We start from the raw sequence: 12386 nt of genomic DNA on the forward strand, positions 1-12386 counted from the left end.
TCATTGTGTAGTCTGGCGCAACAGCATGGTGCCGCCGCGCTGGGAAAATTCGAGTTGTTTCAGGGCGCTCATGCCGAGCAGCACCTGTTCGCCATCCATGTCCGGGATGGCCACGGCGCGCACGTCCCTGAGGACAATGTCGCCCAATTGCAAGCTGGCCAGCCGCGTGCGGAAGCCCTGGGCCTGGCCGTTGGCGGTGTTCACCGTGATCGGGTAGCCATAGGGCAGCTTCAGCTGTTCGGCCAAGGCCTTGCTGACCGCCACGTCGGTGGCGCCGGTGTCGAGCATAAACTGTACCGGCGTGCCGTTGATCATGCCGCTGGCCACGAAGTGCCCCTGCCCGTTGCTGGCCAGGCGCACCTCGATGTAACCCTGGCCGTGCTCGCTGGCGACCACCGGGTTGGGGTTCTCGCGGGCCTGCTGGAAATGCCCGAAAAACCGCGTGGCCAGGAACAGCAGCGCAGCCCAGGCCAGGATCAGGAAGATCCGCCCGGCACGCTTGCCAGCAGGTTGCGTGCTCACGGGGCAGCGTTCCAGCCGCCCGCAGGCGCGGCAAAGCGCCAGACGATAGGGCGCACCTCACCGTCGGCACGGGCGCCATCGTTGTTGTCGATGCCTACCCAGGCGCCGGTGTCGTCGACGATCAGCGCTTCGGCCAGGCCGTATTTCTGCGCGTACTGGCGGTTGGGCAGCAACGCCTCGTCGGCGAACGACCAGCAGTGCTCGACCTTGGCCGTTTGCAGGTCACGGCGGCAGATCTGGTAGATGTTGCGCTCCAGGGTATACAGCTTGCCCTTGTACAGCGACAGGTCGGCGAAGTCGCGGGACACCCGGTGAGCACCCGGCAGCTTGTCGGGCTGCATTTCGGTGCCGCCCTCGTTCAGCAGGATGCAGCTGCCCTTGCAGCCCCAGGTGCCGTCCGCCTGCTTGTACACCGACAGCAGGCCGCGGTGCTGGCGCTCGGCGGCCAGCCACAGGTGGTCGCCTGCAGCGTTGATGGCCAGGCCTTCGAAAATGGCGTTGAAGTGGCGCAGCATGCCCTTGGCGTTGGCTTCGCGGATTATCGCGGGGTCGATCTTCAGCCAGTTCGGCTTGCCATCCACAGGCACCTGCAGCACGGCGGCAAAGCCTTCGCTGACCAAGTAGCGGTTGCCCTGGGCATCGCAAGTAATGCCTTCGAAGTCGAGAATGCCGCCGCGGATCACCGCGGCCGCGTGGGCCGTGGCGCGCAGCATCATCGGCAGGCCGGTGTCCGCCGGTGGCGGCGGCACGTCGATGAGCACGTTCTCGGCTTTCCACACGGTGTCGCTGGTGTCGAGCCGGTAGATGATGCCGTCGTCGCGATCCGATTCCGTCCACAACCGGCCACCGCAGGCGGCGATGCCCGACAGGTTGCCGCCAACCATCCCGTCCACCGGGTGCTCGGCCAGCAACTTCAGCTCCTCCACCGGCGCAGCGTGGGCCAGCAGCGGCAGCACGGTCAGCAGCAGTGCTGCCAACGCATGCCGCATCAGGCCAGTACCTCGGCCAGGTTGCCCTTGGATTCCAGCCACGACTTGCGGTCGCCGGCGCGTTTCTTCGCCAGCAGCATGTCCATGATTTCCGAAGCCTGGGCGAAGTCGTCCAGGGTCAGCTGCACCAGGCGGCGAGTGTTGGGGTCCATGGTGGTTTCGCGCAACTGCGGCGGGTTCATCTCGCCCAGGCCCTTGAATCGGGTGACCTGCGGCTTGCCGCGTTTCTTCTCGGCCACCAGGCGGTCGAGAATGCCGTCGCGCTCGGCCTCGTCCAGGGCGTAGTAGATCTCCTTGCCCAGGTCGATGCGGTACAGCGGCGGCATGGCCACGTACACGTGCCCCGCATCCACCAGCGGGCGGAAATGCTGCACGAACAGCGCGCACAGCAAGGTGGCGATGTGCAGGCCGTCGGAGTCGGCGTCGGCGAGGATGCAGATCTTGCCGTAGCGCAGCTGGCTCATGTCCGCGGCGCCCGGGTCGACGCCAATGGCCACGGCGATGTTGTGCACTTCCTGGCTGGCCAGCACTTCGCTGCCGTCCACTTCCCAGGTGTTGAGGATTTTGCCGCGCAGCGGCAGGATGGCCTGGAATTCCTTGTCCCGCGCCTGCTTGGCCGAGCCGCCGGCGGAGTCACCCTCCACCAGGAACAGTTCGGAGCGCATCGGGTCCTGGCCCGCGCAGTCCGCCAGCTTGCCCGGCAGCGCCGGCCCCTGGGTAATGCGCTTGCGCTCGACCTTCTTGCTGGCCTTCAGGCGACGGCCGGCGTTGCTGATGGCCAGTTCGGCCAGCTGCATGCCCAGCTCGGGGTGGGCGTTCAGCCACAGGCTGAAGGCGTCCTTGACCACGCCGGAGACGAAGGCCGCAGCCTCACGGGAGGAGAGGCGCTCCTTGGTCTGGCCGGAGAACTGCGCGTCCTGCATCTTCATGGACAGCACGAAGGCGATGCGCTCCCAGATGTCTTCCGGGGCCAGCTTCAGGCCGCGCGGCAGCAGGTTGCGGAACTCGCAGAACTCGCGCATGGCGTCCAGCAGGCCCTGGCGCAGGCCGTTGACATGGGTGCCACCCTGCGCGGTGGGGATCAGGTTGACGTAGCTTTCCTGCACGCTGTCGCCGCCCTCGGGCAGCCACAGCAGGGCCCAGTCCACTGCTTCCTTGTTGCCGGCCAGGCTGCCGCAGAACGGCTCGTCAGGCAGGCGGCTGAATTCGGTGACCGCATCCACCAGGTACGAGCGCAGCCCGTCCTCGTAATGCCACTCGACCTTCTCGCCGCTGCCCTTGTCTTCGAAGCTGACCAGCAGCCCCGGGCACAGCACGGCCTTGGCCTTGAGCACGTGCTTGAGGCGGCTGACCGAGAACTTCGGCGAATCGAAATACTTCGGGTCCGGGGCGAAATACACGCTGGTGCCGGTGTTGCGCTTGCCCACGGTGCCGATCACTTCCAGGTCGGTGGCCTTGAAGCCATCGGCGAAGGTCATCTGGTACTCGTTGCCGTCGCGCTTGACCTTGACCCGTACCTGGTTGGACAGGGCGTTGACCACGGAAATGCCCACGCCGTGCAGACCGCCGGAGAACTGGTAGTTCTTGTTGGAGAACTTGCCGCCGGCGTGCAGCTTGGTGAGGATCAGCTCAACACCGCTGACGCCTTCCTCGGGGTGGATATCCACAGGCATGCCGCGGCCGTCGTCACTCACTTCCAGCGAGTGGTCGGCGTGCAGGATTACCTGGATCGACTTGGCGTGGCCGGCCAGCGCTTCGTCGACGCTGTTGTCGATGACTTCCTGGGCGAGGTGGTTCGGCCGCGTGGTGTCGGTGTACATGCCCGGGCGTTTGCGCACCGGGTCGAGGCCCGAGAGGACTTCGATGGCGTCTGCGTTATAAGAGCTAGCGCTGGGATTGGCCATGGGTTCTCGTCGTCAGTCGTTCATGAAAAATAAACAGCTCAAAGCTGGGAAAAATCAATGCCGTGGTACAGCCCGGGCGCGATCCCGGCAAAATTCAGCAGGCTGGGCAATTGTGCGCCGAAGCCTTGGTAACCGTGGTCGCCGCCGGCCTGGATGCGCAGTGCGCAGGCCCGGTAGAACCGCTCGGCCTGGCGGTAATCAAGGGTTTCATCGGCTGTTTGCAGCCACACTTGATAACGCTGGGGGTCTTGCGGGGCCGCCACTTCCAATGCCGCCAGGGCATCGACGTGGTCCAGGGTCAGTTCCCAGCTCTCACCGGTATACAGGTTTTGCTGGGTGCCGAGGAAACCGTCGAACAGACGGTGCGGGTTGACCACCGGGTTGATCAGCAATGCCTTGAGGCCGTGGCGCTCGGCCAAGTGAGTGGCATAGTAGCCGCCCAGCGAGCTTCCCACCAGCAAGGGCGCGCCCAGCTCGGCGATGGCCGCCTCCAGCTGGCCGATGGCCTCGCGTGGGTGATGGTGCAACGCCGGCACCCGCAATTGCCCTTCCAGGCCCATGCGCTGCATGACCTCGGTGAGCGTGCTGGCCTTCTTCGACGCCGGCGCGCTGTTCAAACCGTGGATATAGAGAATGGAACCCGTCACGCCGACACCTCCCTTGCAAAAGGCGCCCAGTTTACAGCGCCTTGGTGACGTTTAGGCAGGTTCAGGCAATTGGCAACAATATATTCCGCCCCCGTAGCAGCTGCCGCCAGGCTGCGTCACCGCCTCGAACTGCTGCCTCTGGCACGCTGCGGTGCCAGCGGACGCGGCCTTCGGCCGCTGCTACAGGGTCAGTAACCTTCGGCACCCATGTCGGGGGTGAACTCGAAGCCTTCCAGCCGCGAAACCCCTGTTTCAATCTTCCCGTCCGGCAGCAGCCGCAACCACCGGTACCCCGGCGCCAGCTCGTCCAGGGCGAAATCCTCGCTGCCTGGCTTGAACTGAATGCAGGTGGACGGCGAGGCGATCAGCCGTACGCCGTTGCGCTCGCGCTCGAAGTCCTGGTGGATGTGGCCCCACAGCAGCGCGCGCGCCTGGGGGAAGCGGTCGAGCACCTCGAACAGTGCGTGGGGGTTGCGCAGGCCGATGGGTTCCATCCATGAACAGTCAATGGACACCGGGTGGTGGTGGAAGCAGATCAGGTGGTGACGCTCCGGCGCCTCGCTGAGGGCCTGGGCCAGCAATTGCAGCTGGTCGTCCGCCAGATAGCCAGGTACCGAGCCGGTCACCGAAGAATCAAGCAAGGTGATGCGCCAGTTGCCCAGGTCGACCACCGGCTGCAGGTAGTCGCGGCCCTGCGCGGCCTGCTCCATGGGCACCGGCTCGTCGTGGTTGCCGGCGAACCAGCGCTTGGGCGCCTGGATGGGCGCGGTCAGCGCCTCGAAACGCTGGTACGACTCCAGGCTGCCGTCCTGGGACAGGTCGCCGCTGGCCACCACCAAATCAATGCGCGGCTGCTCGGCCAGCACCTTCTCGACCACCCGCGCGAGGCTGTCGGCGGTCTTCAGGCCCAACAGGGCGCCGTCGACGTCGGCGAACAGGTGGCTGTCCGAAATCTGCACCAGCAGCACGGCTTCGTCGGTGGTAGGGGTGGGTGCGCTCGGCAAGGCCGTCTCCTTCAGGGGGTACCAGCAAGGATTATGGTGGGGATGCGGGCGGGGGGCAAACGCGGGGGCGGGATGTGGCTCACATCTGGGGATAAAAAACGTAACCGTGATCAGGCTTGGAGGTGCACGGCGCAGGTTTCGTCTCGTCCTTGAGATCGAGGGCGTTGCTACCGCACATACTCATACTCATGCCCACACGCCAGGCAATGGCTCAACCATTCCCCCAGGAACAGGTTCAACTGCGCCTTCTCGTCGGGCTGGTGCATGCTGGCATTGGGGTACGGGTACACGCTGCGGAAGCGGCGGGCGTGTTCGGCGCTGACCACTTCGGCCATGCGCGCGTCGTGGTACACCTGCACTTCCAGCTGCGGCACCGGCAGCCACGGCAGGCTGTGTTCCTGGCGTACGCGCAAGGTGGTGGTGTAGGGGCAGGCGAGCAGCACTTCCAGGGTGAGCACGCCCAGCATCTGCTCGCCCTGGGTCATGGCCACTTTGCGCGAATGCTGTTCATGGCGCATGTTCGGCAACAGGCGCATCAGGCGCGCGTAGTTTGCCTCGCAGGCTGCCTGCAGGCCGACCAGGTCGACACGGTAGCGGTCGCGCAACAGGTTCACTTCCACAGCCCCCTGACTTCCTCGCGGTTCAACGCCAGCCACTGCAGGGCGATGATCGTTGCCGCGTTGATGATCTTGCCATCACGCACGGCCTGCAGGGCGTCTTCATAAGCCCATACGGTAACGCGGATGTCCTCGTTTTCTTCCTTCAAGCCGAACAGGCCACCCACCCCTTCGCTGTTGCAATGCCCCAGGTACAGATGCACGAATTCGGTGCTGCCGCCTGGCGAAGGGAAGTATTTGGTGATGGGCCAGAGCGACTGCAGCACAAGCCCAGCTTCCTCCTCGGCCTCGCGGTGCGCAACTTCTTCCGGTTGCTCGGCCTTGTCGATCAGACCGGCAACCATCTCCACCAGCCAGGGGTTGGCGGTTTTCAGCATGGCGCCGACGCGGAACTGCTCCAGCAGCACCACTTCGTCACGCTTGGGGTCGTAGGGCAGCACGCACACGGCGTCGTGGCGCACGAACACTTCGCGGGTCATGTCCTTGCTGGTGCCGCCATCGAACAGCTCATGGCGCAGGTGCAGGCGGTCCAGTTGGTAGAACCCCTTGTAGCAGTTCTCGCGCTCGAGGATCTCGACCTTGGTCGGCTGTGCCCTGTCTGTCATGTAAAACCTCGTCATCGTCCGTGCAGCTTCGCGCCATCCTAACTGCGATGCCAGCGCTTTGCAGCCCCTTTCAAGACCCCGCCGCGCCCGGCAAGATAGGCGGCAGGGCCGCGGCCCGTTACTATTGAGCTTAGTGGCGAACTGAAGGCGATGCCGAGAGTCGAAGCACGACAACATTTGCCCGCAACCCCCTTCCTGACCGTCAAGGAACACCATGTCGCTTCTGAAATTCACGTCCATGGCCGCCGTGGCCCTGACACTGGGCGCTTGCCAAAGCCTGTTTCAGCCAAGCATGAACAAACCGCTGGACACGCGCCGCGATGCCTTCGAGCACGTGAAACCTGGCTGCACGGCGCCAGACTGCCCGCTGTTCAACCTGGACGTGATCCATTTCCCCAGCGAGCCCGCCCTTGACCCGATCATGGAGCGCGGCATGCTGCAATTGACCCGCACCGACGCCAATGCCCAGTTGCCCACCTCGCTGAAAGCCTACGAGGACAGCTTCCTGGCCCATGCGCCCAACCGCTACGGCAGCTACCTGCAATCCAAGGTACGCGACCAGCATGACGGGCTGGTGATCGTGGAAGTGTCGAGCTACCTGGACACCGGCGCGCCGGAAGGCATCCCCGGCCGCGACTTCATCAACTGGTCGCGCCAGCAGCAGAAAGTGCTGACGCTTGCGGACATGCTGGTGCCCGGCGAAGAGCCGGCGTTCTGGAAAGCCGCGGAAGAGGCCCACCGCGGCTGGCTGGCCGACAATGGCCTGGCCAGTGACCCCAAGTTCGTCAAGGACTGGCCGTTCAAGCACACCACGCACATCGCCCTGACCTCGGCGGGCATCATCCTCAAGTATGACGTCAACACCATCGCCCCCTACGCTTTGGGGCAGGCCGAGATCAAGGTCGACTACCAGCGGCTCAATGGCGTGATCAAGCCGGCACTGTTTCCCGGCCGCGGCTGACCGCTGCCAGCACCGCGTGCAGCAACCCGGCCAGCAGCAATGACGGCAGGGTGGCGCCGCCCTCGGGGTAGAGGTTGGCCAGCACGTGGTAGGTGGCGATGCCGCCCACCCAGGCCACCAGCGCGGTCCAGCGCAGCGGCACGGCCTGGGCCTGGGCACTGCGCTTGCGCAGGATGAAATGGTCCACCAGCACCACGCCGAACAGCGGCGCGAACACCGAGCCGATCAGCAGCAGGAAGTTCTGGTACTGCGCCAGCGGCGCAAAGCAGGCAATCAGCGTGCAGACGATGCCGATGGCCAGCGCCAGGTGTTCGACCTTCAGGCGCACCAGCAGGCCGGTGGACACCGCCGCCGAGTGGATGTCGGCGAAGGCGTTTTCCGACTCGTCCAGCAGAATCAGCAGCAACGGGATACCCAGGCCCGCACCGGCCAGCGCCAACAGCAGCGCGTTGGTCTCGCCGCTTGGGGCGAAGGCCAGGGTATAGGCGACGCCCAGGCTCATCAGCCAGAAGTTGCCGATGAAGAAGCCCAGCACGGTGCCGCCGAACACGCCCTTGGCCGCACGGCCGAAGCGCGAGTAGTCGGCGATCAGCGGCAACCAGGACAACGGCATGGCGATGGCAATGTCGAAGCCCACCGCGAAACTCATGCTGCCGTCGCCGGCCTTGGCCCACAGGGCGCCCAGGTCGGCCTTGGCGAACAGGTTCCAGGTCAGCCACAGGCAGGCGGCCAGCAGCAGCCAGATGCCCCATTTGCGCAAAAACTTGCGCACGAAGGTCAGCGGGCCGCTGACCGCCAGCAACGTGGCCAGGGCGCCGAACACCAGGGTCCAGAGCATCGGGTTGGTGAGCGCGCTGCCCTCGCCAAACGCCCGCGCGCCGAGCAGGCTGGCGGCGTCGCGCATCACGATAATCTCAAACGCGCCCCAGCCCACCAGCTGCAACAGGTTGAGCAGCGCCGGCAGCGCTGCGCCGTATTGGCCCAGGCTCAGGCGCAAGGCGGCCATGGACGACAGGCCGGTGTCGCTGCCGATGACGCCGACAGCCGCCAGCAGTACCACGCCTACCGCAGTGCCCAGCAAAATCGCCAGCAACGAACCCGACAGGCCCAGGCCCGGCGCCAGCAGGGCACCGGTCTGCAGCACCATCAGGCCGATGCCGAGGGAGAACCACAGGGAAAACAGGTCCCGGGCGCCGAACACGCGCTGGGAGGAAGGGACAGCAACGTCCGGGGAATAATGGCTGGGTGTGTTCAATTTGGATCTCGGAGGAGATGGGTTGTTATGCACATTGGGACTGTGGGAGCTGGCTTGCCAGCGAGCTTTTCAAAGCCGCCGAAAAGCTCGCTGGCAAGCCAGCTCCCACAGTTATTCGTGAAGATTCAACGCAGTGTCAGACCTTCTGGTACAGCTGGCTGCCTTCCTGCTTGAAGCGCGCCGCCTGCTCGCGCATGCCCTCCTCCATGGAGATATCCACAGCCTCGATCTTCTGGTTGGCCGCGTATTCGCGCACTTCCTGGGTGATTTTCATCGAGCAGAACTTCGGCCCGCACATGGAGCAGAAATGCGCCACCTTGGCCGAGTCCTTGGGCAGGGTTTCATCGTGGTAGGCGCGCGCGGTGTCCGGGTCCAGGCCCAGGTTGAACTGGTCTTCCCAGCGGAACTCGAAACGCGCCTTGCTCAGGGCATTGTCGCGGATCTGCGCGCCGGGGTGCCCCTTGGCCAGATCGGCGGCATGGGCGGCGATCTTGTAGGTAATGATGCCGGTCTTGACGTCATCCTTGTTCGGCAGGCCCAGGTGCTCCTTGGGCGTGACGTAGCAGAGCATGGCGCAACCGAACCAGCCGATCATCGCCGCACCGATGCCCGAGGTAATGTGGTCGTAGCCTGGCGCGATGTCGGTGGTCAGCGGGCCCAGGGTGTAGAACGGCGCCTCGTCGCAGCATTCCAGCTGCTTGTCCATGTTCTCCTTGATCAGTTGCATGGGCACGTGGCCAGGGCCTTCGATCATGCACTGCACGTCGTGCTTCCAGGCGATCTTGGTCAACTCGCCGAGGGTTTCCAGCTCGCCGAATTGCGCTTCGTCGTTGGCGTCGGCAATCGAGCCGGGGCGCAGGCCGTCGCCCAGCGAGAAGCTGACGTCATAGGCCTTCATGATCTGGCAGATTTCGTCGAAGTGGGTGTAGAGGAAGTTCTCTTTATGGTGCGCCAGGCACCACTTGGCCATGATCGAGCCGCCGCGGCTGACGATGCCGGTGACGCGCTTGGCGGTCAGCGGCACATAGCGCAGCAGCACGCCGGCGTGGATGGTGAAGTAGTCCACGCCCTGCTCGGCCTGTTCGATCAGGGTGTCGCGGAACAGCTCCCAGGTCAGGTCCTCGGCCACGCCGTTCACCTTCTCCAGCGCCTGGTAGATCGGCACGGTACCGATGGGCACCGGCGAGTTGCGGATGATCCACTCGCGGGTTTCATGGATGTGCTTGCCGGTGGACAGGTCCATCACCGTGTCCGAGCCCCAGCGGATGCCCCAGGTGAGCTTGGCCACTTCTTCCTCGATGGAGGAGCCCAGGGCGCTGTTGCCGATGTTGCCATTGATCTTCACCAGGAAGTTGCGGCCGATGATCATCGGCTCAAGTTCGGTGTGGTTGATGTTGGCCGGAATGATGGCGCGGCCGCGGGCGATCTCTTCACGCACGAACTCGGCGGTGATCTCCTTGGGAATGCTGGCGCCGAAGCTGTGGCCCTTGTGCTGCTCTTTCAGCAGGCCGGCGGCGCGCGCCTCGGCCAGCTTCATGTTCTCGCGGATGGCCACGTATTCCATCTCGGCGGTGATGATGCCCTGGCGCGCGTAGTGCATCTGGCTGACGTTGGCACCGGCCTTGGCCCGGCGCGGGTTGCGCACGTGGGCGAAGCGCAGCTTGGTCAGTTCTTCATCGTTGAGGCGCTGCTGGCCGAAGTGCGAGCTCAGGCCGCCCAGGCACTCGGTGTCGCCACGGTCGTCGATCCACGCCGAACGCACGTCGGCCAGACCCTTGCGCACGTCGATCACCACGTTGGGGTCGGTGTAGGGGCCGGAGGTGTCGTACACGGTGACCGGGGCGTTGATCTCGCCACCGAAGTCCGTTGGCGTCACGTCCAGGCTGATTTCACGCATGGGCACGCGGATGTCGGGGCGCGAGCCCTGCACGTAGACTTTTTGCGAACGGGTGAACGGCTTTACCGATTGCGCGTCGACCTGGGCAGACTCGCTCAGGTGGGCAAGGTTTTTTTCTTGTTTACTCATCACAGGCTCTCCAGACAGCATCCAGCAGTGGAATGTCGGGAGTGGAACCTGAAAAAGGCACGGACTGCACCTGGGGCGGTGCTGTGCTTTGGCCGTCGCAAACTGCTCACAAAATGAACAATTTCCCGGACGAAGCACAAGAGGACTCGCCGGGAGGACGAGAAATCTTGTTCCCTACGCAGGCGCTAACCTGATCAGGTTCAACGGGATCCGGATTAACCGATCTCAGCCTTTCACTCAAGGCACCCCGACAAGAACCCGGCCAGTCTAGACGCGCAGCCGGCCAAACGACAAGCCTTGCGTGATGGGGCGGGATAAATGGCGGATATGCCGGATTGTTGCAGCACGCCCGTGCAACTACACTCGCACAGCGTTTAATTACAAGGATTGAATCATGCTGCGCAAAATTGCACTGGCGATTGCGGTGTCAGGTGCGTTCAACGCAATGCCACAGGCAGCAGAGATAGCGCCCCTGGCCAGCCGCACGGATCTGGTCAGCGTGTATCGGGAAGCCGTCAACAACAACGCCGACCTGGCCGCGGCCCGCGCCGACTATGCCGCCCAGAGCGAAGTGGTGCCCCAGGCCCGCGCCGGCCTGCTGCCCAACCTGTCGGCGGGCAGCGACATCACCAGCGTGCGCACCCAGCTAGACGAGCCTGCGCAGACCACCAACCGCAGCGGCACCAGCTACCAGGCGACGCTGGCCCAGCCGATTTTTCGCGCCGACCGCTGGTTCCAGTTGAAGGCAGCCAAGGCCGTGAACGAGCAGGCCGCCCTGCAGCTGTCCGCCACCGAGCAGAACCTGATTCTGCAGACCGCCGAGGACTACTTCAGCGTGCTGCGCGCCCAGGACACCCTGGCCGCCACCAAGGCCGAGGAGGCAGCGTTCAAGCGCCAGCTGGACCAGTCCAACGAGCGCTTCAACGTAGGCCTGTCGGACAAGACCGACGTGCTGCAATCCCAGGCCAGCTACGACACCGCCCGCGCCAACCGCATCGTCGCCCAACGCCAGGTGGACGACGCCTTCGAGGCGCTGGTGACGCTGACCAACCGCGACTACAACTCGGTGCAGGGCGTGGTGCACACGCTGCCGGTGCTGCCGCCCAGCCCCAACGATGCGAAGACCTGGGTCGAGACCGCCTCCCAGCAGAACCTCAACCTGCAGGCCAGCGCCTACGCCGTGACCAGCGCCGAGGAAACCCTGCGCCAGCGTAAGGCCGGCCATGCGCCTACCGTGGACGCGGTGGCCAAATACGAGAAAGGTGACAACGACCTGCTGGGCTTCAGCAACCCCAGCGCCTTCCCCGGCGTGACCTACCACGGTGATGTGGAGCAGCGCACCGTCGGCCTGCAGGTGAATATTCCGCTGTATAGCGGCGGTCTCACCAGCTCCCAGGTGCGCGAGGCGTACCAGCGCCTGAGCCAGAGCGAACAGCAACGTGAAGGTCTGCGCCGCCAGGTGGTGGAGAACACCCGCAACCTGCACCGCGCGGTGAATACCGACGTGGAACAGGTGCAGGCGCGCAAGCAGTCGATCATCTCCAACCAGAGCGCGGTGGAAGCCACGGAAATCGGCTACCAGGTGGGCACGCGCAACATCGTCGACGTGCTGGACGCGCAGCGGCAGCTGTATTCGTCGGTGCGCGACTACAACAACAGCCGCTATGACTACATCCTCGACAACCTGCGCTTGAAACAGGCCGCCGGCACGCTCAGCCCGCAGGATTTGCAGGACCTGGCGCGCTGGCTGAAGCCCGACTACAACCCGGACAAGGACTTCCTGCCGCCGGATTTGGCCAAGGCCGCGCAGGAGTTGCTCAAGCCTGTGAAGAAATAGTTCGCGTAATGCGCCGGCC

Annotated in this window: 11 protein-coding genes and 1 riboswitch; of the genes, 2 read left to right on the plus strand and 9 right to left on the minus strand. The window is 64.6% G+C overall.

Annotated features, from left to right (window positions below; genetic code table 11):
- The 7 genes from AC0SZ7_RS16460 to AC0SZ7_RS16490 form a co-directional block, all read right to left on the minus strand.
- Complete coding sequence (locus tag AC0SZ7_RS16460; protein WP_475505366.1) at positions 1-522, minus strand: retropepsin-like aspartic protease family protein; 522 nt, start codon at positions 520-522, stop codon at positions 1-3.
- Positions 519-1511, minus strand: a complete 993-nt coding sequence (locus AC0SZ7_RS16465) for an esterase-like activity of phytase family protein (protein WP_475505367.1) — start codon at positions 1509-1511, stop codon at positions 519-521. Before AC0SZ7_RS16465 ends, AC0SZ7_RS16460 begins: the two co-directional genes overlap by 4 nt.
- On the minus strand, positions 1511-3415 hold the full coding sequence (gene parE / locus AC0SZ7_RS16470) for a DNA topoisomerase IV subunit B (RefSeq protein WP_475505368.1): 1905 nt from the start codon (positions 3413-3415) through the stop codon (positions 1511-1513). Before parE ends, AC0SZ7_RS16465 begins: the two co-directional genes overlap by 1 nt.
- Before the next feature lie 38 nt (positions 3416-3453).
- A complete protein-coding gene (locus tag AC0SZ7_RS16475; protein ID WP_475505369.1) occupies positions 3454-4062 on the minus strand; it encodes a YqiA/YcfP family alpha/beta fold hydrolase in 609 nt (202 codons plus the stop codon).
- 188 nt (positions 4063-4250) lie between these two features.
- Entirely contained in the window at positions 4251-5066 is an 816-nt protein-coding gene (gene cpdA, locus AC0SZ7_RS16480; RefSeq protein WP_475505370.1) for a 3',5'-cyclic-AMP phosphodiesterase, read from the minus strand.
- 167 nt (positions 5067-5233) lie between these two features.
- A complete protein-coding gene (locus tag AC0SZ7_RS16485) occupies positions 5234-5686 on the minus strand; it encodes a DUF1249 domain-containing protein (RefSeq protein WP_416422129.1) in 453 nt (150 codons plus the stop codon).
- The gene (locus AC0SZ7_RS16490) at positions 5677-6288 is read right to left on the minus strand and encodes an NUDIX domain-containing protein (protein WP_475505371.1); all 612 of its coding nucleotides are present in this window, start codon (positions 6286-6288) and stop codon (positions 5677-5679) included. Before AC0SZ7_RS16490 ends, AC0SZ7_RS16485 begins: the two co-directional genes overlap by 10 nt.
- A gap of 214 nt (positions 6289-6502) precedes the next feature.
- Between AC0SZ7_RS16490 and AC0SZ7_RS16495 the strand changes: the two genes are divergently transcribed.
- Complete coding sequence (locus tag AC0SZ7_RS16495) at positions 6503-7249, plus strand: RsiV family protein (RefSeq protein ID WP_475505372.1); 747 nt, start codon at positions 6503-6505, stop codon at positions 7247-7249.
- On the opposite strand, the gene cytX is transcribed toward AC0SZ7_RS16495, so the two are convergent.
- Together cytX and thiC are read right to left on the minus strand one after the other, a co-directional pair.
- Positions 7218-8504 (minus strand): putative hydroxymethylpyrimidine transporter CytX, encoded by a 1287-nt coding sequence (cytX, locus tag AC0SZ7_RS16500; protein ID WP_475505373.1) that lies wholly within the window; start codon positions 8502-8504, stop codon positions 7218-7220. The two genes, AC0SZ7_RS16495 and cytX, sit on opposite strands and share 32 nt — an antisense overlap.
- A gap of 136 nt (positions 8505-8640) precedes the next feature.
- Positions 8641-10530, minus strand: a complete 1890-nt coding sequence (thiC, locus tag AC0SZ7_RS16505; RefSeq protein ID WP_475505374.1) for a phosphomethylpyrimidine synthase ThiC — start codon at positions 10528-10530, stop codon at positions 8641-8643.
- 154 nt (positions 10531-10684) lie between these two features.
- Positions 10685-10790, minus strand: a riboswitch (TPP riboswitch).
- A 134-nt stretch (positions 10791-10924) separates the two neighbouring features.
- Here thiC and AC0SZ7_RS16510 point away from each other — a divergent pair.
- Positions 10925-12367: a TolC family outer membrane protein gene (locus AC0SZ7_RS16510; RefSeq protein WP_475505375.1), complete on the plus strand. Its 1443-nt coding sequence runs from the start codon at positions 10925-10927 to the stop codon at positions 12365-12367.
- Positions 12368-12386: the final 19 nt, after the last annotated feature.

This window comes from Pseudomonas sp. JC1203 (assembly GCF_056175065.1).

Excerpts from the sequence above, each read along its gene's own strand:
- parE (WP_475505368.1), bottom strand. The coding sequence starts at position 3,415 with ATGGCCAATCCCAGCGCTAGCTCTTATAACGCAGACGCCATCGAAGTC.
- AC0SZ7_RS16490 (WP_475505371.1), bottom strand. The coding sequence starts at position 6,288 with ATGACAGACAGGGCACAGCCGACCAAGGTCGAGATCCTCGAGCGCGAG.
- AC0SZ7_RS16495 (WP_475505372.1), top strand. The coding sequence starts at position 6,503 with ATGTCGCTTCTGAAATTCACGTCCATGGCCGCCGTGGCCCTGACACTG.
- AC0SZ7_RS16465 (WP_475505367.1), bottom strand. The coding sequence starts at position 1,511 with ATGCGGCATGCGTTGGCAGCACTGCTGCTGACCGTGCTGCCGCTGCTG.
- AC0SZ7_RS16510 (WP_475505375.1), top strand. The coding sequence starts at position 10,925 with ATGCTGCGCAAAATTGCACTGGCGATTGCGGTGTCAGGTGCGTTCAAC.
- thiC (WP_475505374.1), bottom strand. The coding sequence starts at position 10,530 with ATGAGTAAACAAGAAAAAAACCTTGCCCACCTGAGCGAGTCTGCCCAG.